This window comes from Candidatus Mycosynbacter amalyticus (assembly GCF_025273655.1).
Lineage (GTDB): Bacteria > Patescibacteriota > Saccharimonadia > Saccharimonadales > Saccharimonadaceae > Mycosynbacter > Mycosynbacter amalyticus.
The window spans coordinates 667,175-693,483 of record NZ_CP045921.1 but is presented as its reverse complement, the minus strand read 5'-3'; the positions used below and the strand labels follow the sequence as shown (position 1 = coordinate 693,483).

Genomic DNA, 26,309 nt, shown 5'->3' with positions numbered 1-26,309 from the left:
ATGGACACGCTTATCAAGGTGCTTGCAGACGGGATAGTGGTGCCACTTGTGCTGACTGCCGTAGTGACACTAGTCTGGCTGGTGCCAAACCGCGAGAAGTTTCGGGTGTACTCGCGTATGCTGCTTGCGGGACTTACTTCTTACTTTGTCGCCAAACTGATGGCGCTCGCATGGCAGCCGAGTACTGAGCGGCCATTTGAACTACTGGGAGTTGATCCGGGCGCATCGTATTTGAATAACCCTGGTTTTCCGTCAGACCATGCGTTATTTGTGTGGGTGCTTGTCTTTGCGGTGTGGTACGGGGTGAGGAAGCCGTGGTTGACCTGTGTAATGGCTGTCGTAGCGACACTTGTCTGTCTTGGACGAGTGCTGGCTCTCGTACATACTCCTCTCGACGTGGCGGGTGGAGTGTTTGCAGCGGCGATTGGGGCATTGTGGTATCTCGATGATATCCAGGCTACAAAAAAACTTGCTAAAAAATGATGTATAGTGTATGATATACAAAACGTGTAAGTGAGTATATGGAGAGCTGCAGATGGTAGACTATGTCACAGAAGCAAAACCTGCAATCATCGAACAAGATGGACGCCTGAGTATCAAAGTTGCTGTCACCGGCCTAGTGCTCGGTGTTTTGACTTGGGGGCTCACAGTCCTGTTGGAACGATTTGTACTGCGTGCGCTGTTTTGTGGTGATCCGTCGGCTGCTGCCTGCGTCAATGTCACGACGTATGCAGGTAATATCGCAGCAGTTATCGTGGCGATTATCGGCGTAGTAGCGCTGGTGCGTCTCAGCGTCTTCCGACCACTGCTGATTGTACTTGGCGGCGCCATAAGCCTCTGGGGTATGGCGGCTTGGCTACAAAATCTCAGCATGGTGGAGCAGGTGCTCTGGAGCGCGCTACTCTATGCCCTGCTCTACAGCCTCTATGCCTGGGTGGCGCGCATTCGTCACGCAGTCGTCGTGTTGATTGTCTTTGCGCTAGTAGCCCTGGCGACTCGCCTCATTCCGATGGCGCTCTAGTGTTATACTAGAAACATGGATATGCTTATACTTACGGTACTTGTTGTGTGCCTTGTAGTTGGATTTGCTGTCACAATCTATGTGCTCATGCAAAAAATTCAGCGACTTGAACAACACGATACGACTTCGCTTCTTAAAACAGATATTGTTGAACTTAACCGTTCACTGGCAGCCATGCAGCAGCACGTGGGTGACAAACTCGATCACGGTACACTGCGCATGCAGCAATCGATGCAGCGTCAATTGACCGAAAGCGCAAAATTGATTGGAGACGTGAGTACGCGTCTCGCAAAAATCGATGAAACAAATAAGCGTGTAGTGGACGTGGCAGACGAGCTCAAGACGCTTCAAAATGTTTTGTCGAATCCTAAGCAGCGAGGTGTGTTCGGTGAATATTATCTAGAAAGCGTGCTCGAAAACGTTCTGCCGCCAAAACAGTTTACGATGCAGTATAAGTTTCAAGACGGCGAGATAGCCGACGCAGTGGTGCGGCTCGAAGGTGACAAGATACTACCGGTAGATAGTAAGTTTAGCCTCGAGAATTATAACCGTATGGTGGCCAGCAAGACTAAAGCCGAGCGGGAAGCGCTGCTGGCAAAAGTACGCAGCGATCTGAAGGGTCGTATCGACGAGACGAGTAAATATATTCGACCAGACGAGCACACGATGGAATTTGCTTTCATGTTTATCCCGAGTGAGTCGCTCTATTACGACCTGCTGATCGGTGATGTAGGCACTGGTGCGAGTGCGCGTGATCTGGTGGAATACGCAGTGCGTGATAAAAAGGTGATTATCGTGAGCCCGACAAGTTTCATGGCGTATCTGCAGACAGTACTGCAGGGGCTGAGAAGTCTGCAGATCGAACAGCAAGCCAAAGAGATTCAAGTAAGGGTCGGCCAGCTAGGTCGTCATATCGCAGTGTATGAGCAGCTTATGCAGAAGCTGGGAGCTAGTCTGGGTACGACAGTGAACCATTACAACAACGCACATAAAGAGCTAAAAAAGATCGACAAAGATGTCGTCAAGATTGCCGAGACCGAGCCGAGTGTTGAGCCCATACTGATAGATAAACCGCAGCGAGACGAGTAGTCACCAACAGAAAACACCCGGACTTTCCCGGGTGTTTTGCTACTATAGGATTTCCTAGAGTACGTCATCGACGAGGTTGTCGTCGCCGCCATCGCTTTCGCCACGCAGGATATCATACAGGAAGAATCCAATCGTACCACCGATCAACGGAGACACGATATAGATTAGCACAGGCCAGAGCCAGTTGCTTGAGCTAAACGATACAGCTTGCACTGTGAATGCGATAGCCGGGTTGACCACTGCAGTACCGCCGATGTAGCTTGCTGATACGCCAGCAATCACCAGGGCTACAAAGAGGCCAAGACCAACAGTGAGTGCTTGAGCTGCACGGTTTCGTTTTTCGCGGATAGCGCTCGAAACGGCCAGCGCAAAGATTGCAGCACCAAGCATTTCAGCGAAGAAGATGTAGAATTCTTTGCCGGCTGGAATTGGGTTGGCTTCAAACAGTTTCACAGAAGACTGTCCAAGCATTTGCGCTTGTTGGCTTACTTCTGGAGCGGCATTGGTGTAGGCAGATGCGACGACAAACGCAAGCAGGGCACCGAGCACCTGAGCGACGATGTAGCCAATAGCGCGCAGACCGGTAATCTTACGTGTTGCCCATGCACCTACAGTGACCAGTGGGTTGACGTGTGAGCCCGAAAGCGTGCCAATAGTCAGTACGATTGCGATGAGCGCAAAACCGACGTACAGTGGTTGACCTTGGCTATGTACAGCGACAGACGCCAAGATGAAAGTGCCGATAAACTCTGCGATAAAAGCGCCGAGGATGACCGAACGACCCTGGAGAACGTTGCGTTTTGACTTGAGGGCGGCTGGCGCTTTAGGTGTAGCATCGGCAGCAACCGCTTTGACAGTCGTTACTTTGGTTTTGGTTTGCTTCGCTGCGGTCGGTGTGGACTTTTTCGCGGAAGCGGCTTTTTTAGTTGCCATGTATTTCCCTCCTTTATAGTGAAATATGGGTCTAGTATACACCATACGCAAAGTAGTAGCAAAAGCTTTATCGTGGTACTATGAAGCTATGGGACTATATGTACGTCAAGACGAGAAACGGACCGAACTGCAAGAGAAAATTGCGGCTGATCTGCGCGCCAAAGCTGCCGAAAAGTCAAAGTCGGATATCGAGGGGCCACAGTACGATGGTGAGCGTGATGCCGATATTGTGAATGATACACATAAATCATCGCCACTACTGGCTGTATGGCTGGCGCTCGGTGCGGCGACGGTTGCAGTCGTGATCTACCTGATTATCCGCTCCAGCTGATGCGGTTCGACTGGTTTTGCGGTATACTGAGAAACAGATGAACGAGATACAACAACTAGAGTCTGTACTGCTGGCGCGTCTCGACACGCTCGAGGAGCCGCGTGATGTGCTCAAGGCGTTAGAAATCAAGCAATTGTACGCGACGATTCCGACACTTGAGCCGAGTGAGCGCGGTGCCTATGGCAAGCAAATCAATGAGCTAAAACAGACCCTCGAAGCGGCTGTGGCCGACAAGGAATCACAGCGTGAGGCTGCCGACAGTGTGCCGCTCGATGTGACGGCGCCGTTTGATACCAACAGTAGTATGCCAAAACTTTTACCTGTTGACGGCGGCAGTGTGCACCCCCTCCGCCAAGAAATCGCGACACTGATCGGTATTTTCGAGCGCATGGGATTTGTCGCCGAAGAATCGCGAGAGATCGACGATCAATACCATATGTTTGAGTCACTCAATTTCCCAGCTGGGCACCCAGCGCGCGACGAATACGATACGTTTATGACGACCCAGAAGGACGAGAACGGCGAGGCTTTCATTGCACCGGCGCACACTAGTACTATGCAAAACCGCATACTGCGGCAATACCGCGACAATCTCGTGGCAGATGAGCCAATTGCAGCGATTGTGCCGGATCGAACATTTCGCAACGAAGACCTCGACGCACGCCATGAACATACGTTTTACCAAGTCGAGGGCGTGTACGTCGCCAAGGGCGTGCATGCCGGTATGCTTATCGCCACACTGCAGAAGTTTTTGAGCGAGTATTACGGCAAAGATATTGATGTGCGGGTGAATCCGTTTTATTTCCCGTTCACCGAACCAAGTTTTGAGATGTCGCTGAGCTGTCCGTTTTGCGAGGGTAAAAATCCAGACTGCAAGGTTTGTAGTGGCGAAGGCTGGATTGAGCTTCTCGGTTGCGGTATGATTCACCCAAATGTGCTGAAAGCGGCCGACATCGATCCAAACGAATACACCGGCTTTGCGTTTGGCTGTGGTATTGACCGCCTAGTGATGATGAAATACGGTATCGAGGATGTGCGGCATTTCGAGAGTGCCAAACTCGACTTTTTGAAACAATTCTAAGGAGACACGACATGACACACGAACAAATCGCACGCGAAGTACTGAGCGCAAATACATATATGACTTTAGCAACGGTAAATACTGACGGACAACCATGGGGTACGCCAGTGCATTTTGCGCACGACGAACAGTATGTGTATTGGATGAGTGAACTTACCGCACAGCACTCGCAGAATTTGGCCGCCAACGATAAATTGTTCGTGACCGTGTTTGATGCCGGACAGAGTGTGAGCGAACTCGCACAGCGTCGCTGTGTGTATATCCAAACTCGTGGAGAGCAGGTGAGCGGTGACGACGAGCTGGCAGCGCGCGAGGTGTTTGCGGATAAGTTTGGCGATGAAGATAATCGCCGCGTAAGTGAGTGGCAGTATTACCGAGCGAAGCTAGGGAAGATTGACGAAACAAAGTCTGACGAGCAAAGGGTGTATTTCAATGAAAGTTAGCCTCAATCAACTCAAACAATTCGTAGATTTTGAACTGCCACCTGTCGATGAGCTGGTGCAGAAGTTCAACGCGCAGCTGGGTGTAGTAGAAGAAGTGGTCGATCTGGCGGATAAATACAAAGATGCTCGGATTGTGAAAGTAGTAGAATGCGAAAAGCACCCAAATGCCGATCGCCTAAATGTAACGAAAATCGACGCCGGAACAGGTGAGCTGATTCAGGTGGTTTGCGGTGCACCCAATGTACATGCTGACATGTGGGCCGTATGGTTACCAGCAGAAAGTACGGTGCCAGCGACGTATGACGATGCGGAGCCGTTTGTGCTTGGTGCGCGTGAACTGCGCGGAGTGATGAGTCACGGTATGCTGGCGGCCGCAGATGAACTGGCGATCGGCATTGATCACGAAGGCATATTAGAGATTAATCCCGATGAATGGAAGCCGGGTGACGTGGCGATTGAACCGGGCGCTAGTTTCGCTGAAGTGTACGGACTAAACGACACGATTATCGATATCGAAAACAAGATGTTTACGCACCGCCCCGACTTGTTTGGGCAGCTGGGTGTGGCGCGCGAAGTAGCTGGTATATATGGACACAAGTTCACGAGTCCGAGCTGGTACGGCGATGCGCCAGAGTTTGCGAGTGCTGAGGGTCTAGAACTTGAGGTAACAAACGAAGCACTCGACAAAGTACCTCGCTTCATGGCGGTGGCCTTGCGAGACGTAGAGGTGAAGCCGAGTCCGGTGTGGCTGCAATGCGCACTCGTAGCCATGGGCGCCAAGCCAATCAACAACATTGTCGACGTGACGAACTACGTGATGCTCCTGACGGCGCAGCCGACGCATGCCTACGACTACGACAAACTCCGCGGCGGCAAGCTGGTGGCGCGTATGGCGCAAGACGGAGAAAAGGCCGAACTACTCAACGGCAAGACGTATGAACTGACGGGCAACGACATAGTGATCGCCGACGACGAAGGCGTCGTGGGCGTAGGTGGTATCATGGGCGGCGGCAACAGTGAAGTGTCGAGCGAAACCAAAAATATCGTGCTCGAAGTAGCGACATTTGATATGTATGCCGTACGTAAGACGAGCATGCGCCACGGGCTCTTCACCGATGCGCTGACGCGGTTCAACAAAGGTCAATCGCCACTGCAAAATGATCATATATTGAACTTGCTGATGATGAGCGTGAAAGACGTGGCTGGTGGCGAGCAGGCGAGTGACGTGTCAGATGAGAAGGTATTCGAGGATGAAAACGATGACTATTTTAACGATAAGTACTTTCCGGCAAGTCTTAATCTCGACGATCATTTTATTAATGCAAGGCTTGGGCTGAAATTATCAGAGGCGGAGATGTGTCAATTATTGAATAACGTTGAAATTCATAGCCATAGCATGGATGGTCACGGAGATTATTTGTGCGTCAAGGTACCGTTTTGGCGTACCGACATCGAACAGCCCGAAGACATTGTAGAAGAGGTTGGTCGTCTCTACGGGTTTGATAAGCTGCCACGTGAACTGCCTCTACGCCGCACTAGCCCGACACCGCAAAACATCGACATTGTCGCCAAATCTCGTCTGCGTAGCACTCTTGCCCAGGCTGGCGGCAACGAAGTGCTGACGTATAGCTTCGTACATGAACAAGTGCTCACAAAAGCTGGCCAGAATCCAACAGAAGCGTTCAGGCTGAGCAACGCCCTCAGCCCTGACTTGCAGTATTATCGCCTGAGTGTGCTGCCGAGCCTGCTCGACAAAGTTCATATGAACGTAAAGGCTGGCCACGATGAGTTCATGCTGTACGAAATTGGCAAAGCACACCATGTGGATGTGCTCGGCGAAGATAAGCTACCTAAAGAGTTTGCGCGTGTAGCGGGTGTGTATGCGACCAAGTCAGCCGATGGCGACGCGCCGTATTACCAGGCAAAACGCAGTGTTGATTATATAGCAGAGATGCTGCTGCCGCGCTCGGGTGTGCGCTATGTACGATTAGATACCTACGACTCGCCAGACTTCGCACCGTTTGCGCAGTTGGTGAAGCCGTTCGATCCAGTACGCAGCGCGGCGGTAGAGATCGATGGCAAGCTGGCAGGTGTAGTGGGCGAACTGCGACAGTCGGTAGCCAAAAACTTCAAGCTGCCTGCGCGCGTGGCTGGATTTGAGTTATTCGTCTCGCCGTTTGTGGGTGAACAGATGCCGGAGTATTTGCCGCTTGCGAAATACCAGACGGTGCAGCGCGACGTGAGCTACCGAGTGGCCGAGAGTGTGCAGTACGATGAGCTTGTGCGTGCTGCTGTGGCCGAAAGCGTCGATGCGCGTATCTCGCTCGAGCCAGTGGCGATTTACCAACCCGAAGGCTCGGACGACAAAACAGTGACACTGCGTTTCACGATCGAACCATATGCCGCTACGCTCACCAACGATGCCACAACTGCGCTGATCGACGATATCTCGTCGCGTGTCGTGGCAGCCACGGCAGCACAGGTAGTCTAGCGATGCAGGATCTCGTACGGCTGTTTGGTTACACGCATGGGCTCAAACGGACATTTGGTGTAATTGCACTGTTATCTGTGGTGACGGCGCTGCTAAATCTCGCGCCACCGTTTGTGATGAAGATTGTGACGGACACGATTGTGGCTGGACTCGGTACCCACGCGGTAAACTATACATATATTGTCGGACTTGTCGTCATGTTGCTGGTAATTTCGCTGGTGGGGACAGTGATCGACAACATCAGCGGCGTAATGGGTGATATGTTGGCAGAGCGTATGCGCAAACAACTGTCGACACGCTACTACGAACATCTCCTGACGCTACCGCAGAAATATTTTGACACAGAGATTACCGGCAAGATCATCAATCGTCTTAATCGTGCGATTAGCGATGTGACGCAATTTTTGCAGTTTTTTGCCAACAACTTGCTGAGTATGTTGCTGACAGTACTGATTTCGCTCGGTATCATGCTGTGGTACAGTTGGCCGATCGCTGTTTTCATGCTGCTACTTATCCCGATCTTCGTCTACATCACTGCCAAGACAAGTGTGAAATGGCAAAAGTACGAGAAGCGCAAAAACAAACACTATGACATCGCGAGCGGACGCTTCGGCGAAGTAGTATCACAAATGCGGCTTGTCAAAAGTTTTGGCAGTGAGCAACGTGAGCTGCGTGGTTTTGACACACGCTTTGCGAAGATGGTCGGCATCACCAAACAGCAGTCGACGTATTGGCATGAGATGAATGCGCTGCGAGGAGTGGCGCTAAGTGTCATCTATGCACTGGTGTTTGGTACGCTATTCCTCCAGGCTGCCAGCGGTACTATCACTATCGGCGAAATGGTACTGCTGATCGCGCTAGTGCAGCAGATCAGTGGGCCGATGCAATCGATGAGCTTCTTCATCGACCGGTATCAGCGAGCGGCAGCAAATAGCAAAGATTACGCTGAGGCGATGGCCGAGCAGCCAGAAGTAGTAGATGAAACGGGCAAAGTGGCACTCGACGCTCAGCATGCGAGTGTGCAGTTCAACGGCGTGAGTTTCTCGTACGCAGACAAAAAGCAGGTGCTCGACAACATTTCGTTTACCATCGAAGCAGGCAAAAAGCTGGCGCTGGTGGGTGAGAGCGGCGGCGGTAAATCCACAATATCAAATCTACTGATGCAGCTATACCGACCAGACAGCGGGTATGTACGTATCGGTGGAGTAGATATACAGACGGCTACCCAGGCTAGTGTACGAGCGGCAATAGCGACTGTGTTTCAGGACGCATCACTCTTTAGTGGTACGATTCGCGAAAACATCGCCTATGGCAAGCCTGGTGCAAGTGACGACGAAATCGAGTCAGCAGCAAAAGCTGCCAATGCTTACGAGTTTATTGCTGAATTCGACAAGCAGTTCGATACCGAGATTGGTGAGCGGGGTATCAAACTAAGTGGCGGCCAGAAACAGCGTATCGCTATCGCGCGTGCTCTATTGAAAGACGGCCCTATTCTAGTACTCGACGAAGCCACGAGTAGCTTGGACAGCCGTAGTGAAGCGGTAGTGCAAGACGCGCTGGATCGTTTGATGCATGGTCGCACAGTGTTGATCATCGCACACCGCCTGAGCACTATCGCGCATGTCGATACTATCGTGACATTACGCAAAGGTCGTGTTGATGAAATTGGCTCACCGCGTGAGCTAGCTAAAACAGGTGGTATTTATGCGCAACTACTGGAGCTGCAGGCTGCTACAACCGACAAAGCTCAGGAAAAACTGGCCGAGTTCGACATGGCTGCGTAAGCGTGTTGTGCTATACTGGATATAGCAAAAAATTCAGAGAGGGAGACTATGGCGACATCGAAGGCGCAGCGTATCGGTATTATTATCATTGCAGTGGTGATGACTGTAGGTACGGTTGGCTCGTTTTTTATCATGATCTTGGCAAATCAAAACAGCGTGGCTGATCAGCAAAAACAGCAAGACGAATATAACAAGCAACTGGCAGAATACCAGAAGCAAATGGCCGAAGAGCAGAAGAAGTCTGAAGGAGAAGCCAAGACGTTGTCGGCACAGTATTATGATACGTTTAAACAATACGAATCATTGCCAGAGGCCTACGATGCAAGCAAGGTGAAAAGCCTTGGTACGGAAGATCTTAAGCAGGGTGACGGCGCAGAAATCAAATCTGACACTGCGTACCGCGCGTACTACATCGGCTGGAACAGCGAGGGCAAAGTCTTCGACGGTTCGATCGAAAACGGTGCACTCAAAGCGCCACTCGAAGGCGGCCCTGGCTTGATCGAGGGCTGGACGAAGGGCGTACAAGGTATGAAAATCGGCGGCGTACGTGTCGTTACTATTCCTGGCAACATGGCGTATAGTTCAGACCAAGGCGCAGATATCAAAGCCAACGCACCACTGAAGTTTGTGATTATGGCTATTCCGCCGGCAAGCGAGGCGTAGCCGTGAGTGAAGTAAAAGACGTCGTGATGATTGGCGCCGGTCCGAGCGCACTGGCTGCAGCGGTATATACTACGCGCGAAGATATCGACACGACACTGTATGAGAAGGCGACGATTGGCGGCCTGGCGGCTATCACAGATCTTGTTGATAACTACCCTGGATTTGCCGAAGGTATTTCTGGGATGCAGCTTGCAAGTCAGCTGCAGGCACAGGCCGAGCGCTTCGGTGCACATATAGATTTCGGCGATATTTCGGCGCTGCGCCGCGACGGCGACGTAGTCGAACTCATAGTTGATGGCAAGCCTGTCCAAGCGAAGGCTGTATTGATTGCGACTGGTAGCGACTACAAGAAGCTAGGTATACCGGGCGAAGCAGAATACTATGGTCGCGGTGTGCATTACTGCGCTACCTGTGACGGTGCGTTCTACCGCGAAAAGCGCCTGGTCGTGGTGGGCGGCGGTAATTCTGCTGTGCAAGAGGCGATTTTCCTGACACGTTTTACGACACATATCGATTTGCTTGTCCGCAGTACGCTCAAAGCCAGCGAGGTATTGCAACACGAACTAGAGAAGTTTGTAGCTGAAGGCAAAATTAGTGTCCACTACGGAGTGGTGCCAGACGAAATCGTGACCGAGGACGCTAAGGTGATCCGCGTCGATGCGACAAAAGATGGCCAGAAAGTCAGCTATGATACAGACGGTGTCTTCGTCTTCATCGGGCTCAAGCCAAATACTCAGTTTCTCGAAAACTCGGGCGTAGAGCTGGACGAAGTAGGACTCATCAAAACAGATCTCAAACTCTCTACGACGCTACCGGGTGTGTTTGCCTCTGGCGATGTGCGCAGCGGTGCAACCATGCAGATTGCTAGCGCAGTGGGCGAAGGTGCCACGGCAGCACTTGCGATTCGTGAATATCTCGAAGAGCTCGAGCGTAACTAGCTACGACAGCGCATCTACAATTCGGCGCGGATAGTCAGTCACTACCGCGTCGAGTTGTTTTTCGCGGAGCTGCTGGGCGCCACCTGGGCGATTGACGGTATATGCATAGGTGAAGATCCCCAGGCGCCGGGCAATCGCGAGTGCCAACAGACTGACGTGCAGGCGGTGAAACCCAAGTCCGGCAAGCCGTAGACGATGCTGATACATCAGAAAAGTAAAAGGATTTTGACCATGTAACAGCGCCAAGCGCGCATGCGGCGCAAGTGAACGCGCAGCTCGTAGTTCGGCTGTTTTGAACGAAGAGATGAGGCAGTTGCTCCAGTCGTAGTCACTTGTGATATAGCGAGACACTAGGAGTGACACGACTGCGCGCCCACTTCCGCGGGCTTTGAGCTCGATATTGAGATATGTGTTGCCCCAAAACTCGTCGAGCACCTGGGTGAGTGTTGGCACCGGTTTGTCGCTGCTGAGATCGTTGAGCTCGCGGAGCGTGAGTGTGTGGACACTTCTATTTATGCCGCGCGTCAGTAGCAGCGTGTCGTCGTGGATAATCACCGGCACGCCGTCCCGTGTCAGGCGCACATCGAACTCCAGGCCGTCGGCACCTTGGGCGAGTGCATAGCGCATGGCTTCGAGAGTATTTCCGAGTCCTTTGCCTTTGGCGCCACGGTGTCCGATTACTAGCATATCTATAGTATACTAGTAACAGAGACAAAGCACCAATTATGCACAAATCAAAGGAGCAGCAGATATGGCAGATTTCAACCAAGTACTTACCCCAGGCGCAGTAGATGACGGTATCGTCAATGTCGTCATAGAGATTCCGCAGGGTAGCAGCCACAAGATCGAGTGGAACCGCGAACTTGCTGTGATGCAACTTGACCGTGTCGAGCCAGCTATTTTTGCCAAACCTACCAACTACGGTTTCATTCCGCAGACACTCGACGAAGATGGCGACGAACTCGATTTATTGCTTGTGACAGATGAGCCTCTCCCTACGGGTATCTTCCTCGAAGCGCGTATTATCGGTGTCATGAAATTTAGCGACGACAGTGAGGTAGACGACAAGATCGTGGCCGTACCAGCCGACGATCGCAATACCGGTAATGCGATTCAAACTCTCGAAGATCTCCCTGCACAGCTTATCAAGCAGATCGAATTTCACTTCAATCACTACAAAGATCTCAAAAAACCTGGTACGACAGTTGTCGAGAAATTTGGTGACATCGACGAGGCAAAGGCAGTTGTACACGAAGCAATCGAGCGCTGGAACAACAAGTAGACGATGCAAGATCGCCGCTCCGTCAAGCTACTAATTCGCAATGGCCAAGGAGAGTTTTTGGTGCTGCGCCGAAGCGGCTCACATCCTACCCAGCCGCGAGCGCTTGATCTGCCCGGCGGCCTGGTAGAGTCTGGCGAGCAAGATCTCGAAGCACTCGATCGTGAGCTTGCCGAAGAGACAGGGCTTGTACTCAATACAGAAGACGCTATCCATATCGGGTTTGACGCCGAGTACGAGCCCGGCGAAGGCATGATGACGCGTGTGCTCTATATGCTCAAGCTCGAGACACCCAGGCCGTATATACAGCTCAGTGGCGAGCACGAAGGCTACGACTGGGTGCAGATCGATACTCTACGAGGCTTCGAGCCGCCGTTTCAAGTGCTCGTGCGGACGGCTATAGATTTCTATCTGTAGCCTGGCAAAACACCTCTCGTTGCGCTACACTACGGACACACATGACGAATTTAAGTTGGAACGAAATCCAAGGCCGCGCGACCGAGTTTGCAAGCAAATTGCAGGGCGAGACGTACGAAGCCGACAATAATAGCTGCGAATATGCAGCTGCTTGGGGACTCATGGGTTATATGACACGTGCAGCGGTTCATGATATTCAGGCATCAATGCTTGCAGCGCCGGTGAGTAAATGGAGAGATAAAAGGGAGAGTTTGAAGTGAAGTCAGATGATAACCTTCTTGAAGATATACAGAATAGTCGCGCGGACTTACAAAAGCAGTTTGATACGGCTAAGTTGACAGTGGCTACAGCGGGTTTACTTGTTGCCCTGGGGCTAAATGACACTTGGAGTGAAAGTTCACCAGTTCTATGGGGCTATTCATCGTACAAGGTTACGGTTATTTTGGTTTTAATATCCATGTTGCTGATTATTCTAGGCTACTTAGTAAGTGAGCTTACCATGAAATGGTTTGAAAAGTTTATGGCGAAAGGTGATTTAAATTGGTGGCAGCGCATTATTCGAGACCACTCAAGTGATCGTGGCAGAAGGGTGGCAATTGCTGTGCATGGATTTTGCAGAGTGAAACTCCCTAATATTTCGATAAGTTTTTTGAATCACTGTGCCACACTATCCTTGGTCCTCGCAATTATTTCTTTTGTTTACATGGTTTCCGGATCTTAGGTCAACAAGCGTAACGGAATAGAAAGTACGTCCTTCAGTAGATAGAACAGCCCTGCAAAAAGCAAAACGCCCACGCCAAACACCGAAGTGTCCAGCGCGGGCGAGTAGTTTTGCGTCGTACCAATAGACGGACCGTTCTCGGTCAGCGAGTTCTTTTCTATGAGTTGAGCGAGAGTTGAGTCAGTCTCGCATTGATTCGGGCATGAAATCGAGCAGTTCTTGCAAGTCGTCGACGTTGGCAGTGTTGAAATTGTTTGCCAGTATCGGCGTCGGTCGACCGGCGCCAAAGTGCCGGTCGATTATTTCCCGCAGCTGATCACCAATGTGCTGCGCGTACTGCACCTCATCTCCACCGGTCACTTCTCCGCAGATGCGCTCACTGCCGAATGCATGTACCAGTACCGGCAGGCGGTCCGAGTAGGGGATAGTGATGCCCTTCAAAAGGGTGACCTCTACTTCTTGGTCATTCACATATTTCGTACCGATACGATCCACTATCACGCACTCCAAGCCGTAGGACTTGCGCACGATCAAGAGCCGCTCACCCAGGTCTTTGGACAGGCCAATGGTGTACATATCTCCACCAACCGTCGGTGTGGCAGGCACCCTATGTAGGAGATTGACGAGTCGATGCTTGGTTCGCAAGAACTCCTGCAGTTCCAGGCTACGACCCCTCATACTCCGGTGATGCTGCACCAGGCTCACCAGGTGACCCGAAGCCACCATGACTAGTAGTCCCGTCACGAGAACGGTGATAGTGATGAGGATGATGTCGTAGCCAGACACTCCGTCGCGCAGACTCATGAACGCGAAAACACCCAGTAGAACACAGGCCAAAAGTGACACTGCATCCATCACAAAACTACGTACACTTACAATGAACATCTTGATCCTTTCGGAAAAGAACATGTATATTTTAACATTACTTTGTAATTATTACAAATAATTGTTATACACAGAAAAGATATGTGTGAAATTTGGAATGAGTAGTATAAAATCGGATATTTGTATTTATTATAAATTTATGCTATAATAATAAATATGACGACATTCGACGAGAGAATGCAAAAACTATCAGAGACCGAGCCGGGTCTAGAGAAACTAAGTCCGGCTGATCTTTCACTAAAGCTTCAGCACGTTTTAGATAACCCTATCTATAGTCGCATGTTTGAGATTGGCAGAGAAGACGACGGAGACGCGTATAATATCGTTGGTCATGCAGATGATCAAGTAGTTATGGGCATGAAGCTTCATAACGCACGGATTGATCCTTTGAACACGCCCCAGGACAAACTTGCCTGGCAGTATTTGCAGCAAAAAAGGGTTGGATCTACTATTAACGCAACACACGAATTTGCTGGCTACCTGGCGGAGGCTGCAGACCGAATGGGTATTGAATCGCGTGATGAGTTTTTTGCCCATCCGGAAGACTGGGATTATGACTATTTGGCCGATGTGGCTGCACAAAACTTCATAGGTACATGCAACAACCTGCCATTGTACGAGGGTCTAGATGGACGCACGTATGATTCTGCTTCTCTTGATATGCGAATGTTTGCAATCTTTATGCTCCTAGGCGAGCATGGAGAGAATAAAGATTCTCTCAAGACCGTGCACGACTCTCTGCTGGAGTATGTCCGCAACCGTGACGGCGAGCTATCCGAAGAACTACTCGGGAAATATGAAAAGCAAATATCTTACACTGCCCCCAGCGGCAAGAAGCTATCTAGCATGAATCGGGTTGCGGGCGGCCGCTTGGATGACTATATAAATACAGCTGCAGCAAGACTTCTTGTGAGAAATTCCTCAGGGAGACTCCAGCAGGATATTGACATATCTAAAACTCGTGAAAAATATTTTGAATTGATAAAAAGTCTAGCGAATGTAGATATCGAAGATATGATAGTGCAAAATCGTGTACTAGAAGAACTTACTATTACTCCGGACAGAGTGATGCTAATTCCAGGACATGACTCATTTGAACCGGCCGCTGAACTGAACTGGGAAGTGCTGCCCGCGGGAGAGTTGGAGCGATACGCACGCGAAATCGTAGGAAACGCGGCAACAAAGAATATGCGGCCCACTATCGAACTTGAACGACTGAAGATACTGGATAACGTGCGTGAGATGTGGGGAAGCGAGAATTGCTACTACGCCAAGGGTTCACTTTCTGGACGCAAGATAATCAGTGAGGACGGCAGACAAGAAGCTGACCAGTACTTGTTATTGATTCTGCAAGAAAAAGATACTGAAAACAACGTAGTTGCGGAGCATGCTATCGCAGAAAGCCCTATCGCAGGACCAAATGCTCTGTATGTATTTCGGCAAGATGTATCCGAAGGTCTCGACTGGCGAGAGGTCATGGCGCTTCCTAAGAAGTATGCCAGGGATCTTGGCGCACGAAGCCTCAAGCATACAAAAACTGGCGAAGGGAATGTGCTGATTGACACAATGTCTGACCGAGTCATGACGTTACTCGCCGCATCGAAACAAGAATTTGGAGCAATCCAATTCTCAAATGACCGACTTTATATCCCACGCTCAATTCTGGAATCTGAAGTATAGTAAATAACAGGCAAGGACTCAGGGTTCAATTCTAGAGAGTTTTAGTTTCTGTAATCTGCAAAAAGCAAAATGCATTTGATGGTCAAAATTGAACAGGGCCGCGCCAAGTGAATGGCGCGACCCTTATCGTCCAGCGGCGTTACTCGCCGGCGACTACGACTCGCAGCGACACATGGTTGCCCCCGATACGAGGCAACTCAGCCACGATGGGCTCGAGTACCTCGTTCGCACAGACGGGTAGCAGCGAGATGGCGGCATTCTGATGCCCGGTGCGTTCACTGACGGGGAGTTGTCGGCCAGAAACGACAAGGTCCACGAACCACTGCGGTAGTACGGTCCGAAACTCGAGCAGATCATCTGGCAGATCCACGCTGGTCAACGTGAGCTTGCAGTCTTGCATATCAGGAAACTCAAACCTGAGATCATCGAGCCTGACGCGAATCACATCCAGTTTGCCATAGAGATGGCTATCTCGTGGTAGGACCCTCAGCAGATCCTCGATATCGCTCACGAGCACCCTTATCTTGTCCTGCATAGCTGTACCTTTCGATGGACGAATCAAGGCAGCGATTGCTGCCCATATCTATATTATAACATAAAATTATATAAATGAAAACGCCCCTCCTCGGCGTTTTCGGTAAACGGCGGGGTAGGGGCGGGGCTACGGCTCGATCCAGTTGATTGGTGTGCCGTAGTATTTGCGACAGAACTCGCATTCTAGATGCCAGCCGACGTCGCAAGGTGTGCAGAAGCTCGTACAAGTGCAACCATATAGCTCTGGCCACGATGGCTCGATCGATCCCGCTTGGCGAAAGACGAAGTCCGTCCACACGAGCGAAACGCCTCGATCGATACCGGTCGCACCTTTGTAGATGTGTCCGATGTGGCGTCGTGCTCTGGCGACATCTTCGTCGTCGCCATCGTTCGTGTCGGCAGCTTCGAACTCATCTGGGTCGAGGCGAACGCGACACCATATCCATCCAGGGTAGTAGATGTTGAACATCTGCCATCGCTTGCGGCGCAGTGGTCTCATGGGCGCCCTTCTTCTGGGTGTTCCCGAGTAGAAACTTCAACCGGGTGAAGGGTGCGTCTAAGACCGAGGTACAACCCGGCCGTACTTGCAGCCGTAGTGACAGCTCTTGTGCCAACCCTGATCGCAAGAGGCACACTCGGGGTCACGTTCGCACGTGCAGCCGTAGTGCTCGGGCTTTGTACTTGCGGCCTTTTTAGGCGGTGGCGACTGATTCGGGTCGATGCGCATATTGGCATGGAGCCGAGTCCAGCCGATGTAGATCCGTAACCCTAGCCGATGCTTGTAGCGTGCGCAGATCTTGCCCTGCTCGGTAGTGTTGCCAGCTTCTGCGGCCGTCATCACATCGTTCCGAATTTTCATACGAAGCGTGCGTGCGGCGGGATCTGGATACGACACCAAGTAGTATTTGCTCGGCCGTTGTTTGCGGGGCGATGTCATACGACACCTCTTCCGTGTGCAAAATGGAACGAGACAGCGATTGCTGCCCGTAAACTATTTATACCACAAAAATAAAGAAAGAGATAGGTTCATAATTGTCACGTAACCAATAGTCTGGCTGCGTTTACGGGCCACCTACTTCGTATGATGAAACAAAAACGCTGCAGTTGGCGAGTCTTTGTTTTGGTCTTGACCGTCAGGGGTAGGGTCGCCCATCTCCAATACTTCTAGCGATTCTTCGCCAAATTCGCGCTTCATCACCTCATAGCATTCTCGTGAGATGATGGCGGCATATACAGTACGCGCGCCCAGCTCTCTGGCATGAAGTGCTGCACTATGGAGCAATTCTTTGCCGTGCCCTAGGCCTCGTGAATCCGCATGGACTTCAAAATCTGCAATCTGATAAAATCCACCAGTTGATCTGTAAATTGCAGCAATACTGCCATGAGCGCTAGTGATATCATAGAGCTCTGTGTCGGCCAGGCGATTTGGAAGTGAGATAGAGACCCGCGATTCGAGGTTCGTCATAATTATATTATATCACATAATTGTTATATAATCAACTATGCAACACCATGTATGCTATTCAATGACACAAGTCACATTGTTACTTCGTGCTTTTGCGGGAGGCTTTGTCGCGGATGATAGCGGCGGCGTGCGAGATACCTTCGATCAAGCCGAGCTGTTTGAGCTGCATGCGGAGTTTGCTTTTGGCATGGGTGGTCATGACGAGATCGAGCCAAGCTTTTTTTGCCTGTGGCAGTTTGCGTGTGACGACCTCTACGACGTCGCCGTTGCCTAGCGGCTTGTCGAACGCGTGGATATTGCCGTTGACCTTGAAGCTATAGGCATGTTTACCAATGTCACTATGCACTAGGTAGGCAAAATCGAGCGGGTAGGCGCCTTCGGGTAGATTGTAAATGTCTCCTTTTGGCGAGTAGACGAAGATGCGGTTACCGAATAGGTCGATCGCTAGCTGGTCTTCGCTAATGTCTTCGCCGTCGCGCAGGCGCGCAGCTACTTCTTGCATCTGCGTAATCCATTGCAGTTCGGCTGGGAGGCCGCCATTGCCACGCTTTTTCTTGGTATAGTCTTTGGTTGATTTCTGCTCGTGGTAGTGGAAACTGGCGGCAAGTCCGCGTTCGGCGTATTCGTGCATTTCGTGTGTGCGAATCTGAAACTCGACGATTTGTTTGCTCGGTGTGATCACGGTAGTGTGGAGGCTTTGGTAGCCGTTTGGTTTTGGCACCGCGATGTAATCTTTGATGCGGGCGATCATGGGCTGGTACATACCGTGCAAGATACCGAGGACGCGGTAGCAGTCTTCTTTCGATTGGACGATGACACGCAGCGCCATGAGATCGTAGATATCGTCGATATTGCCGTCAACTTTCTTGAGCTTTTTGTGCAGGCTATAGATGCTTTTGACACGTCCGTTGATCTCGAACTCGAATTTATCCTGAGCCAAACGGTGCTCTACCTCGGTGCGGACGAGACCGAGTTTGCGCGTACTGCGTCCGAGGCGCTTGCGCATGAGTCCCTGAAGATGCTTGAACTCGTGTGGATCGAGGTAGCTAAATGCCAACTCTTCCATCTCCATACGCACGCGGCCCATACCCAGGCGGTCTGCCATGGGGGCGAAGACCTCTATAGTTTCGCGGCCGATCTTCTGCTGCTTGTCTACGGGCATATGCTGCAGTGTCGACATATTGTGCAGGCGATCGGCGAGTTTGATGATGATGACGCGCACGTCTTGGCCGACTGCGATGAGGAGTTTGGAAAGATTGTCGCGCGTCTGCGGTAAATAGCTGCCAAGATCGCGCATGCCTGCACGTGCCTGGGATACCTTGGTGACGCCGTCAACTAGAAATGCCACGTCGCGCCCAAACATAGTTTCGACTACTTCGAGCGTTGCGTCTGTATCTTCGACAGTGTCGTGCAGTACGCCGGCGAGTACCGTGTCGATGTCCATGCCCCAGTCGATGAGATTATAAGCGACGGCGAGAGGGTGAGTGATATAGGGTTCGCCACTTTTACGTTTTTGTCCGGCATGGCAAGTGGTTGCATAGTCGATAGCGTGTTCCAGCTCAAGCATCTGCTCATCGTCGTAGAAATGAGCGGCATATTCGAGAACTTCACGCTTCTTCATGATACTTCTAGTATAACACTAGTGGAGGAAATGGTTGCATAGACACTAGAGAGTGACATATAATACAGCCAGAAGTACTAATGCTTATATAAGAGGGGGCATATACAGACATGAGTCAAACCAAAATAGCCATCAATGGCTTCGGACGTATTGGACGTAACGCGTTTAAGATTGCGTTTGAGCGCAAAGATCTTGAAATCGTCGCAATCAACGATCTGACGGATACGAAAACATTGGCGTATTTGCTCAAAAATGATAGCAATTATGGCACGTATCATCACGAAGTAGGGTACGACGACAGTGGTATTATCGTGGACGGTACGCATGTCAAAGTGCTAGCAGAACGCGATCCAGCGGCTTTGCCATGGGGTACACTTGGTGTAGAACTCGTCATCGAATCAACTGGTTTCTTCACCGACAAAGAAGGCGCAAGCAAGCACGTGCAAGCTGGTGCCAAGCGCGTCGTGATTAGTGGTCCTACCAAATCCGACGGCGTCGATACGATCGTACTCGGTGCAAATGATGACAAGATTCCTCACTCGACCGAGGTGATTAGCAACGCGAGCTGTACTACAAACAGCCTGGCGGCGGTGATGGCGGTACTGGACGCGGAGTTTGGTGTAGAGAAATCACTTCTCACGACCGTGCATAGTTATACGGCTAGTCAAGCGATTCAGGATGCACCAAAGAAAGACTTGCGTGAAGGTCGCAACGGCGCCGAAAATATCGTACCAACGACAACTGGTGCTGCAATCGCCGTGACGAAAACACTGCCGCAACTAGAAGGCAAGTTCGATGGTCTGTCTATCCGTGTACCAACACCAGTTGTATCGATCAGTGATGTTACGGCACTACTGAGCCGCGATGTGACTGTAGACGAGATCAATGCCGTGTTCAAAAAAGCTGCTGCTGAGCCATACTACCAGGGTATCTTGGCGGTGAGCGAAGAGCCACTGGTAAGCCGCGATTATATCGGTAACAGCCACTCTGGTACTGTCGACCTACTTCTTACCAAGGTAGTCGGTGGCAATCTGATCAAAATCGCTGTCTGGTACGATAACGAATGGGGTTATAGCAACCGCTTGGTAGAGCTAGTTGCTGATGTGGCGAAAGCTATCGAAAAATAGGACGCATATTATACGCACATTATCCTATCAATACACCCGCAACTTCGCGGGTGTATTTTATAAGATTTAGCTAGGGTGATCCACCTACGCAAGTTCGAATGAGCCTGCGCAGGTGGGGTTCGCCGGGGAGTTTCAGCAGTCGCAAGTAGGGGTTCGATGGTAATCGCAGTTCCGAATCCGCCTACGCGGGGGTGTGCGCGTGTGATCGGTCGACTTTTCAAGCCACTTGATCAGTCTGGCGACTAGTTTTTGCACGTTACTGTCCTTTCGAGTGGGCGTATCAGTAGTATAAGATGGTGAGCCCAGGTCGTCAACGAGGAGCGTCAATGGTATGTTTATCAAACAAAAACGCGGAAGTATAGTTTGAGAGCCTACTGGTATAGCATCTCACGGATTTCGGGTTGCTTGCCTTGAGAAGTGATTATGCTTATACTTATGACATGAAGATTTTCCTGGGCTCTGATCATAATGGCTTCGCCATGAAAGAAAAAGTATTTGCGTATCTTGCCAAGCGTGGCTACGATGTCGAAGATGTCGGAGACAAAGAGCTCGATCCGGAAGACGATTTTCCACAGTTTGCCCAGTTAGCAGCACTAAAGGTGCTGGGAGAAGACGACGCCAACGATCCGCGCGCTATCTTGCTCTGTGGCGGCGGCCAAGGTATGGCTATGGCAGCGAATCGTTTTCGAGGTATTCGTGCAAGTGTGATCTGGGATGACTACGAGGCCAAAATGACCCGCAACGACAACGACAGCAACGTGCTATGTTTGCCGTCACGTGTACTTGAGAAGGAAGAACCAGAGTGGAAGGCGATTATTGATACATGGCTGGATACACCGTTTGCAGCAGCCCCTAGATATAAACGGCGCAATGCGCAGATAGATGAGGTGTAGAGATATGAGTGTGATTGCGCCGGCAGTACTAGCAGAAAATGCCGAACAGTATAAGCAGATCATTGACAAAATACAGCCATTTGCGCAGCGTATTCATGTCGACATAAGTGACGGTGAGTTTGCACCTTCATTTACGATTGCATCAAATGAGATTTGGTGGCCAGAAGGCTGGGAAGTGGATGTGCATGCTATGGTCGCGCGGCCTGCTGAACATCTACAAACGCTCGTGCAGCTTAAGCCCAGTATGGTCATCTTTCATGCCGAGGCCGATCCAGAACAGCTACCTTCGGTACTCGCTACTCTTAAACAGTACAATATAAAGGCTGGTGTCGCTGTGTTGAGATCAACAGTTCCCGCTTCAGTAGAGCAGATTATTCAGCAGGCAGAGCATGTTATGGTTTTTACTGGCGATCTAGGTAAATATGGCGGCACGGCAAACCTCATGCAGCTGGAGAAAGTTCGTCTGATTAAACAGATTAATCCCGAGGCGGAGATTGGCTGGGACGGGGGTGTGAATGTCGATAATGCCTATACTTTGACACAGGGCGGTGTGAACGTGCTAAATGTCGGGAGTGCTATCCAGATGGCCACTGATCCTGCGACCATGTATCAGCAGCTTGTCGATGAAATCAACAAACAAGGAGTGCTCTAAGTGACGCAACATTACACATTGGCGCAACTCGATGCCAAAGCAAATACAATTCGTAAAGATATTATCTCTATGCTCGAGGCAGCGGGTAGTGGGCATAGCGCGGGTCCGCTTGGCATGGCCGATATCGTGACAGCACTGTATTTCGATATCATGAATATAGACCCGAAGCACCCCGATTGGGAGGAGCGTGACTATTTCTTCCTCAGTAATGGTCATACGGTGCCGGTGCAATATGCGGCTATGGCTGAGGCCGGGTATTTCAACAAAGCGGAGCTGAAGACACTGCGCAAACTTGGTTCTCGCTTGCAAGGGCACCCAGAGCGGACTAAGCTGCCGGGTCTCGAGAATACGTCCGGTCCACTCGGTAGTGGTTTGTCGCAGGCGTCTGGCGTGGCGTATGCATTGCAGTATATGGACAAGCAGCCGCATCGTTTCGTGTACACTATCATGGGCGACGGCGAGCTCAACGAGGGTAATATCTGGGAGGCGGCGATGTTTGCTGGCAAGTATAAGCTTAGTCAGCTGATCGGCTTCGTGGATCGTAACAACATCCAGATCGATGGCAGTACCGAGGATGTGATGCCGCTTGAGGATCTCCGTGGCAAATGGGAAAGTTTCGGCTGGCACGTGCAGGAAATCGACGGGCACAACATTGAAAGCATCATCGACGCGGCAAGTATGGCGCGCGCTATCACTAACAAACCAAGTGTAATTATCGCCCATACTATTCCGGGTAAGGGCGTTGACTTCATGGAGTATGATTACCACTGGCACGGTGCACCACCAAATCATGAACAAGCCAAAGAAGCGCTCAAAAAACTCCGTACGCTCGACGGCAAGATAAAGGCAGGAGAATAACATGTCACACTATCCACTACGAGATAATTTGTTTGCCGACGATGTGGCGCAGGAGCCGACACGTGCGGGATTTGGTCGCGGACTCAAGAAGGCGGGCGAAGCCAATGAGCGTGTAGTGGCGCTGTGCGCAGATCTGACGGAGAGTACGCAGATGCATCATTTTCGTGAGGCGTTTCCAGACCGCTTCGTGGAGATCGGTGTGGCTGAGCAAAACCTCGTGACGGTCGCGAGTGGCTTGGCTCGTGCGGGCAAGATTCCGTTTACCAGTAGCTATGCGGCGTTTAGTCCAGGTCGCAACTGGGAGCAGATACGCACTACAGCGGCGCTCAACGAGCAGCCTGTCAAGATCGTCGGCTCACACGCTGGTGTGAGTGTCGGTCCGGACGGCGCGACACACCAGATGCTCGAAGATATTGCACTCATGCGTGTACTGCCACATATGGTGGTGGTGGTGCCGGGCGATAGCGTGGAAGCCGAGAAAGCGACGCAAGTAGTCGCCGAAAACGGTAAGCCGAGCTATATCCGCCTCGCGCGCGAGAAGACGCCAATTTTCAGTACTGACGAATCGCCATTTGAACTCGGCAAGGCTTACGTGCTACGCGAAGGCCACGACGTATCGCTGCTTGGCACGGGTACCATGACCTATCAGCTACTCAAAGCCGCACACCTGCTAGAACAGCACGGTGTCTCGGCTGAAGTTGTGCACGTGCCTACCGTCAAACCACTCGACGAAGACACGATTCTCGCTAGCGCACGTAAAACAGGCCGCGTCGTCACCGCCGAAGAAGCGCAGGTGGCTGCGGGATTTGGTGGCGCAGTAGCTGAGCTACTGAGCGAGAAGATGCCAACACCACTGAAGCGTATCGGTATGTATGATCGCTTCGGTGAGAGCGGCGCACCAAACGAACTGCTCGACTACTTCGGCATGACCGGAGAGAAGATGCAGACAGTGATCCAGGCATTCATCAACACGACACCACAGTACCATCGGGAGGGATAGACATGGGACTCACTATTAGTGAAATACGGGACAATACTACTAGGGCGAGGCACTTGTATCAGCGCACCAAGCAGCAGCATTTCGCTGTCGGTGCGTTTAACATCGACAACCAAGAGACGCTCATCGCTATCGCACAGGCTGCACAAAAGCTCAATTCACCGGTGTTGATCGAAGTAAGCGACGGCGAGGTCAAGGCGATTGGCCTGCAAAATATCCGTGATATGGTAGATAATTACAAAAAGGAATATGGTATCGAAGCATACCTGAATCTCGATCACAGCCCTACGGTTGACGCCTGTAAGCGCGCTATAGATGCCGGCTACGAGTTTATCCATATTGACATCTCGCAGGCGAATCATGAGGCGACCGAGCACGATATCATCGCGCAGACCAAAGAAGTGGTAGAATATGCCAAGTTTACCGGTGCGCTGATTGAGAGTGAGCCACACTATTTTGGTGGGAGCAGCAATGTGCATACAGAAAATATTGACTACGAAGAGATCAAGAAGACGTTTAGCACGCCAGAAGGTGCCAAGGAGTTTGTGGATGCCACAGGTATCGACACCTTCGCAGCGGCCATCGGCAATCTGCACGGCAAATACCCTGTGCCGAAGGAACTTGACTTGGAGCTTCTTGAGCGTATTCGTGGTGCTATCGACTGCGGTATCAGTCTGCATGGTGGCTCTGGTACGCCGCTCCACTATTTTGAAGACGCGGCTCGTATCGGCGTGAGCAAGATCAACATCAACAGCGATATGCGCTATGTGTTCCGCAAGACACTTGAGAAAGTACTTGCCGATCATCCAGACGAATATGCCGTCGTGAAGCTTATGCCAGAAGTGTATGGTGCCGTGCAAGCTGTGGTAGAAGAGAAAATCCAAGCATTTGGGAGCGCCGATAAGGCGATTATCTAGCTAGCGCGATAAAAATGAAAGAAGTATTCAGGTGGTGAAACGTGCGGCGCGCGATCCTCGTACAGTAGTTTAAGCAGCTCAATATCGCGAAACGGCTCTACTAGATGCAGCTCGGTCGATGCAGTATGAGAGGCGTCTTCTTGTACAATCATATTGGCCGCTACCAGGCCCTGGTCTGTTGGCTTGATGCTATCTGGGCAGCTACCGGGATATAAGAAGTTTGTTGAGGTTAGATGATCAATTTCTTTGTCTGTAAGCGTGAGTGGAATATTGATACAAACTGCCAATGCGAGCTTGGCCATGGTTTCAAGTTCATGCATAGTTATAAATCTTTCAAGAACTTGTGACATGCCAGAGATACCGGTATCTTCTTCGATTTTCTCACCCGTGCGCACCAGTTCAAGCATACTCATATAGCAAGTGTAGGATAAGTTGACGAAATCGCAACCATAAGTGATATAATGACACCAGAATATGGGTGGTAAAAATCAAAAAGGAATACTGGTATGAGTACACCGAAGATATTGGCGATAGGCAAGGCGACGCAAGACGTGTTTCTGAAAAGCGACGAGTTTAGTCCGTATATGGAAGGTAAGGTGGCGTACACACACCTCCCACTTGGCACAAAGATGGAAGTTGACGATATCAAGTTTGCCACAGGCGGCAATGCGAGCAACGTGGCAGTGACATTTGCGCGTCAAGGACTCGAGAGTAGCTATATGTGGACACTTGGTCATGATCCGGCATCAGAAACTGTACTGCAAGATCTTGACCGCGAAGGTGTTGATACGTCGCATGTAGTTCGAGATGACAAGTACCGTGCCGGCTACTCAAATATCCTCATTGCAACCGACGGCGAGCGCACCATTCTCAATAACCGAGGCATCTCGACCGATGCGAGCGGTAAAGACCTTGATCTTGAGGCTATCGCAGAAGCCGATTGGATATATCCCACGTCGCTAGCACTCGGCGGTATCGATCTGCTGCGCGTAGTAATCGACAAGGCCGAAGAATCTGGCGTAAAGGTGATGCTCAACCCGGCGGGGCCAGAACTGGCTGAACCCGCTAAGCTTAAGGCACTTCTGAGTAGCGTTGATGTATTGTGCGTGAACAAGGAAGAAATGCAAATGCTTGTCGACGGCGAGACGAGCGAAGAGCTGGTGCGGCATGCCCTGCACTATGTACCAGTGGCAATCGTCAGTGATGGCCCTCGAGGTGTAGTGGCGAGCGACGGCAAGACGATTGTGTCAGCTGGTATGTACGAGGATGTGCCAGTGGTAGATCGCACCGGTGCGGGCGATGCATTTGCGAGTGGCTTCCTGAGCCAGTGGTCTCAAGGTAAGAGCCTCAAAGAGGCAATTGTATTTGGCAGCGCGAACTCTACCTCTGTCGTAACGAAATACGGTGCCAAAGAAGGGATTTTGCGCCAGGGTATAGTATTGCATGATATGCCTGTCGAGGAAAAGGATTTTTAGTACGTGTCGCGCGC

The 26,309-nt window shown here is 51.0% G+C and carries 30 protein-coding genes; 22 read left to right on the top strand and 8 right to left on the bottom strand.

Annotation, left to right across the window (positions count from 1 at the left end):
* The 3 genes from GII36_RS03800 to GII36_RS03790 are packed head-to-tail and all read left to right on the top strand — an operon-like array spanning nt 1 to nt 2,110.
* Entirely contained in the window at nt 1-483 is a 483-nt protein-coding gene (locus GII36_RS03800) for a phosphatase PAP2 family protein (RefSeq protein WP_260762645.1), read from the top strand.
* A 52-nt stretch (nt 484-535) separates the two neighbouring features.
* On the top strand, nt 536-1,021 hold the full coding sequence (locus GII36_RS03795) for a hypothetical protein (RefSeq protein ID WP_260762643.1): 486 nt from the start codon (nt 536-538) through the stop codon (nt 1,019-1,021).
* Between the two features lie 15 nt (nt 1,022-1,036).
* Nucleotides 1,037-2,110: a DNA recombination protein RmuC gene (locus tag GII36_RS03790; protein ID WP_260762641.1), complete on the top strand. Its 1,074-nt coding sequence runs from the start codon at nt 1,037-1,039 to the stop codon at nt 2,108-2,110.
* A 54-nt stretch (nt 2,111-2,164) separates the two neighbouring features.
* On the opposite strand, the gene GII36_RS03785 is transcribed toward GII36_RS03790, so the two are convergent.
* Nucleotides 2,165-3,043, bottom strand: a complete 879-nt coding sequence (locus tag GII36_RS03785; RefSeq protein WP_260762640.1) for an MIP/aquaporin family protein — start codon at nt 3,041-3,043, stop codon at nt 2,165-2,167.
* 88 nt (nt 3,044-3,131) lie between these two features.
* Here GII36_RS03785 and GII36_RS03780 point away from each other — a divergent pair, with 88 nt between their 5' ends.
* Genes GII36_RS03780 through GII36_RS03750 form a run of 7 tightly spaced genes read left to right on the top strand, consistent with a single transcriptional unit; the run spans nt 3,132 to nt 10,774 of the window.
* Nucleotides 3,132-3,374 carry a hypothetical protein gene (locus tag GII36_RS03780; RefSeq protein WP_260762637.1) on the top strand — a complete coding sequence of 81 codons (243 nt, stop codon included), beginning with the start codon at nt 3,132-3,134 and terminating at the stop codon, nt 3,372-3,374.
* Between the two features lie 37 nt (nt 3,375-3,411).
* A complete protein-coding gene (locus tag GII36_RS03775) occupies nt 3,412-4,455 on the top strand; it encodes a phenylalanine--tRNA ligase subunit alpha (protein WP_260762636.1) in 1,044 nt (347 codons plus the stop codon).
* A gap of 11 nt (nt 4,456-4,466) precedes the next feature.
* The gene (locus GII36_RS03770; protein ID WP_260762632.1) at nt 4,467-4,898 is read left to right on the top strand and encodes a pyridoxamine 5'-phosphate oxidase family protein; all 432 of its coding nucleotides are present in this window, start codon (nt 4,467-4,469) and stop codon (nt 4,896-4,898) included.
* Nucleotides 4,888-7,389 carry a phenylalanine--tRNA ligase subunit beta gene (pheT, locus tag GII36_RS03765; RefSeq protein WP_260762631.1) on the top strand — a complete coding sequence of 834 codons (2,502 nt, stop codon included), beginning with the start codon at nt 4,888-4,890 and terminating at the stop codon, nt 7,387-7,389. Before GII36_RS03770 ends, pheT begins: the two co-directional genes overlap by 11 nt.
* A gap of 2 nt (nt 7,390-7,391) precedes the next feature.
* Entirely contained in the window at nt 7,392-9,173 is a 1,782-nt protein-coding gene (locus GII36_RS03760; RefSeq protein WP_260762629.1) for an ABC transporter ATP-binding protein, read from the top strand.
* Nucleotides 9,174-9,221: 48 nt separating this feature from the next.
* A complete protein-coding gene (locus GII36_RS03755; protein WP_260762628.1) occupies nt 9,222-9,836 on the top strand; it encodes an FKBP-type peptidyl-prolyl cis-trans isomerase in 615 nt (204 codons plus the stop codon).
* Between the two features lie 2 nt (nt 9,837-9,838).
* Entirely contained in the window at nt 9,839-10,774 is a 936-nt protein-coding gene (locus tag GII36_RS03750; RefSeq protein WP_260762627.1) for an NAD(P)/FAD-dependent oxidoreductase, read from the top strand.
* Here GII36_RS03750 and GII36_RS03745 read toward each other — a convergent pair whose 3' ends face one another.
* Nucleotides 10,775-11,461: a glycerophosphodiester phosphodiesterase gene (locus GII36_RS03745; protein WP_260762625.1), complete on the bottom strand. Its 687-nt coding sequence runs from the start codon at nt 11,459-11,461 to the stop codon at nt 10,775-10,777.
* Nucleotides 11,462-11,525: 64 nt separating this feature from the next.
* Between GII36_RS03745 and GII36_RS03740 the strand changes: the two genes are divergently transcribed.
* From GII36_RS03740 to GII36_RS03725, 4 genes are read left to right on the top strand one after another with little or no spacing between them, the layout of a single operon-like run.
* On the top strand, nt 11,526-12,056 hold the full coding sequence (locus GII36_RS03740) for an inorganic diphosphatase (RefSeq protein ID WP_260762623.1): 531 nt from the start codon (nt 11,526-11,528) through the stop codon (nt 12,054-12,056).
* 3 nt (nt 12,057-12,059) lie between these two features.
* Entirely contained in the window at nt 12,060-12,470 is a 411-nt protein-coding gene (locus GII36_RS03735) for an NUDIX hydrolase (protein WP_260762621.1), read from the top strand.
* Nucleotides 12,471-12,511: 41 nt separating this feature from the next.
* Nucleotides 12,512-12,730, top strand: a complete 219-nt coding sequence (locus GII36_RS03730) for a hypothetical protein (RefSeq protein WP_260762618.1) — start codon at nt 12,512-12,514, stop codon at nt 12,728-12,730.
* On the top strand, nt 12,727-13,191 hold the full coding sequence (locus tag GII36_RS03725; RefSeq protein ID WP_260762607.1) for a hypothetical protein: 465 nt from the start codon (nt 12,727-12,729) through the stop codon (nt 13,189-13,191). The genes GII36_RS03730 and GII36_RS03725 overlap by 4 nt, the downstream gene beginning before the upstream one ends.
* A gap of 180 nt (nt 13,192-13,371) precedes the next feature.
* Here GII36_RS03725 and GII36_RS03720 read toward each other — a convergent pair whose 3' ends face one another.
* Nucleotides 13,372-14,100, bottom strand: a complete 729-nt coding sequence (locus GII36_RS03720) for a hypothetical protein (RefSeq protein ID WP_260762605.1) — start codon at nt 14,098-14,100, stop codon at nt 13,372-13,374.
* 132 nt (nt 14,101-14,232) lie between these two features.
* On the opposite strand from GII36_RS03720, the gene GII36_RS03715 reads away from it, so the two are divergent.
* Entirely contained in the window at nt 14,233-15,756 is a 1,524-nt protein-coding gene (locus GII36_RS03715) for a DUF3131 domain-containing protein (RefSeq protein WP_260762603.1), read from the top strand.
* Between the two features lie 139 nt (nt 15,757-15,895).
* On the opposite strand, the gene GII36_RS03710 is transcribed toward GII36_RS03715, so the two are convergent.
* From GII36_RS03710 to GII36_RS03695, 4 genes are all read right to left on the bottom strand, one after another.
* A complete protein-coding gene (locus GII36_RS03710) occupies nt 15,896-16,291 on the bottom strand; it encodes a hypothetical protein (protein ID WP_260762601.1) in 396 nt (131 codons plus the stop codon).
* 126 nt (nt 16,292-16,417) lie between these two features.
* Nucleotides 16,418-16,789, bottom strand: a complete 372-nt coding sequence (locus GII36_RS03705; protein WP_260762599.1) for a hypothetical protein — start codon at nt 16,787-16,789, stop codon at nt 16,418-16,420.
* Nucleotides 16,790-17,362: 573 nt separating this feature from the next.
* A complete protein-coding gene (locus GII36_RS03700) occupies nt 17,363-17,755 on the bottom strand; it encodes a GNAT family N-acetyltransferase (protein WP_260762597.1) in 393 nt (130 codons plus the stop codon).
* Nucleotides 17,756-17,834: 79 nt separating this feature from the next.
* Nucleotides 17,835-19,376: a RelA/SpoT family protein gene (locus GII36_RS03695; RefSeq protein WP_260762595.1), complete on the bottom strand. Its 1,542-nt coding sequence runs from the start codon at nt 19,374-19,376 to the stop codon at nt 17,835-17,837.
* 110 nt (nt 19,377-19,486) lie between these two features.
* On the opposite strand from GII36_RS03695, the gene gap reads away from it, so the two are divergent.
* The 6 genes from gap (at nt 19,487) to GII36_RS03665 (ending at nt 24,820) form a co-directional block, all read left to right on the top strand.
* Nucleotides 19,487-20,503, top strand: a complete 1,017-nt coding sequence (gene gap / locus GII36_RS03690) for a type I glyceraldehyde-3-phosphate dehydrogenase (RefSeq protein ID WP_260762593.1) — start codon at nt 19,487-19,489, stop codon at nt 20,501-20,503.
* Nucleotides 20,504-20,943: 440 nt separating this feature from the next.
* Nucleotides 20,944-21,396, top strand: a complete 453-nt coding sequence (locus GII36_RS03685) for an RpiB/LacA/LacB family sugar-phosphate isomerase (protein WP_260762591.1) — start codon at nt 20,944-20,946, stop codon at nt 21,394-21,396.
* A 4-nt stretch (nt 21,397-21,400) separates the two neighbouring features.
* Nucleotides 21,401-22,048 carry a ribulose-phosphate 3-epimerase gene (locus GII36_RS03680; RefSeq protein ID WP_260762589.1) on the top strand — a complete coding sequence of 216 codons (648 nt, stop codon included), beginning with the start codon at nt 21,401-21,403 and terminating at the stop codon, nt 22,046-22,048.
* Entirely contained in the window at nt 22,049-22,906 is an 858-nt protein-coding gene (locus GII36_RS03675) for a transketolase (protein WP_260762588.1), read from the top strand.
* Between the two features lies 1 nt (nt 22,907).
* On the top strand, nt 22,908-23,906 hold the full coding sequence (locus GII36_RS03670; RefSeq protein WP_260762584.1) for a transketolase family protein: 999 nt from the start codon (nt 22,908-22,910) through the stop codon (nt 23,904-23,906).
* A 2-nt stretch (nt 23,907-23,908) separates the two neighbouring features.
* Nucleotides 23,909-24,820, top strand: coding sequence for a class II fructose-bisphosphate aldolase (locus tag GII36_RS03665; protein WP_260762582.1), 912 nt, complete (start codon nt 23,909-23,911; stop codon nt 24,818-24,820).
* Here GII36_RS03665 and GII36_RS03660 read toward each other — a convergent pair.
* Nucleotides 24,817-25,233, bottom strand: coding sequence for a hypothetical protein (locus GII36_RS03660; protein ID WP_260762580.1), 417 nt, complete (start codon nt 25,231-25,233; stop codon nt 24,817-24,819). The two genes, GII36_RS03665 and GII36_RS03660, sit on opposite strands and share 4 nt — an antisense overlap.
* A gap of 93 nt (nt 25,234-25,326) precedes the next feature.
* Between GII36_RS03660 and GII36_RS03655 the strand changes: the two genes are divergently transcribed.
* Nucleotides 25,327-26,295 (top strand): carbohydrate kinase family protein, encoded by a 969-nt coding sequence (locus tag GII36_RS03655; protein WP_260762578.1) that lies wholly within the window; start codon nt 25,327-25,329, stop codon nt 26,293-26,295.
* Nucleotides 26,296-26,309: the final 14 nt, after the last annotated feature.

Coding starts and splice junctions, on each gene's coding strand:
- GII36_RS03800 (WP_260762645.1), top strand. CDS start 1: ATGGACACGCTTATCAAGGTGCTTGCAGACGGGATAGTGGTGCCACTT.
- GII36_RS03795 (WP_260762643.1), top strand. CDS start 536: ATGGTAGACTATGTCACAGAAGCAAAACCTGCAATCATCGAACAAGAT.
- GII36_RS03790 (WP_260762641.1), top strand. CDS start 1,037: ATGGATATGCTTATACTTACGGTACTTGTTGTGTGCCTTGTAGTTGGA.
- GII36_RS03785 (WP_260762640.1), bottom strand. CDS start 3,043: ATGGCAACTAAAAAAGCCGCTTCCGCGAAAAAGTCCACACCGACCGCA.
- GII36_RS03780 (WP_260762637.1), top strand. CDS start 3,132: ATGGGACTATATGTACGTCAAGACGAGAAACGGACCGAACTGCAAGAG.
- GII36_RS03775 (WP_260762636.1), top strand. CDS start 3,412: ATGAACGAGATACAACAACTAGAGTCTGTACTGCTGGCGCGTCTCGAC.
- GII36_RS03770 (WP_260762632.1), top strand. CDS start 4,467: ATGACACACGAACAAATCGCACGCGAAGTACTGAGCGCAAATACATAT.
- pheT (WP_260762631.1), top strand. CDS start 4,888: ATGAAAGTTAGCCTCAATCAACTCAAACAATTCGTAGATTTTGAACTG.
- GII36_RS03760 (WP_260762629.1), top strand. CDS start 7,392: ATGCAGGATCTCGTACGGCTGTTTGGTTACACGCATGGGCTCAAACGG.
- GII36_RS03755 (WP_260762628.1), top strand. CDS start 9,222: ATGGCGACATCGAAGGCGCAGCGTATCGGTATTATTATCATTGCAGTG.
- GII36_RS03745 (WP_260762625.1), bottom strand. CDS start 11,461: ATGCTAGTAATCGGACACCGTGGCGCCAAAGGCAAAGGACTCGGAAAT.
- GII36_RS03740 (WP_260762623.1), top strand. CDS start 11,526: ATGGCAGATTTCAACCAAGTACTTACCCCAGGCGCAGTAGATGACGGT.
- GII36_RS03735 (WP_260762621.1), top strand. CDS start 12,060: ATGCAAGATCGCCGCTCCGTCAAGCTACTAATTCGCAATGGCCAAGGA.
- GII36_RS03730 (WP_260762618.1), top strand. CDS start 12,512: ATGACGAATTTAAGTTGGAACGAAATCCAAGGCCGCGCGACCGAGTTT.
- GII36_RS03720 (WP_260762605.1), bottom strand. CDS start 14,100: ATGTTCTTTTCCGAAAGGATCAAGATGTTCATTGTAAGTGTACGTAGT.
- GII36_RS03715 (WP_260762603.1), top strand. CDS start 14,233: ATGACGACATTCGACGAGAGAATGCAAAAACTATCAGAGACCGAGCCG.
- GII36_RS03710 (WP_260762601.1), bottom strand. CDS start 16,291: ATGCAGGACAAGATAAGGGTGCTCGTGAGCGATATCGAGGATCTGCTG.
- GII36_RS03705 (WP_260762599.1), bottom strand. CDS start 16,789: ATGAGACCACTGCGCCGCAAGCGATGGCAGATGTTCAACATCTACTAC.
- GII36_RS03700 (WP_260762597.1), bottom strand. CDS start 17,755: ATGACGAACCTCGAATCGCGGGTCTCTATCTCACTTCCAAATCGCCTG.
- GII36_RS03695 (WP_260762595.1), bottom strand. CDS start 19,376: ATGAAGAAGCGTGAAGTTCTCGAATATGCCGCTCATTTCTACGACGAT.
- gap (WP_260762593.1), top strand. CDS start 19,487: ATGAGTCAAACCAAAATAGCCATCAATGGCTTCGGACGTATTGGACGT.
- GII36_RS03685 (WP_260762591.1), top strand. CDS start 20,944: ATGAAGATTTTCCTGGGCTCTGATCATAATGGCTTCGCCATGAAAGAA.
- GII36_RS03680 (WP_260762589.1), top strand. CDS start 21,401: ATGAGTGTGATTGCGCCGGCAGTACTAGCAGAAAATGCCGAACAGTAT.
- GII36_RS03670 (WP_260762584.1), top strand. CDS start 22,908: ATGTCACACTATCCACTACGAGATAATTTGTTTGCCGACGATGTGGCG.
- GII36_RS03665 (WP_260762582.1), top strand. CDS start 23,909: ATGGGACTCACTATTAGTGAAATACGGGACAATACTACTAGGGCGAGG.
- GII36_RS03660 (WP_260762580.1), bottom strand. CDS start 25,233: ATGAGTATGCTTGAACTGGTGCGCACGGGTGAGAAAATCGAAGAAGAT.
- GII36_RS03655 (WP_260762578.1), top strand. CDS start 25,327: ATGAGTACACCGAAGATATTGGCGATAGGCAAGGCGACGCAAGACGTG.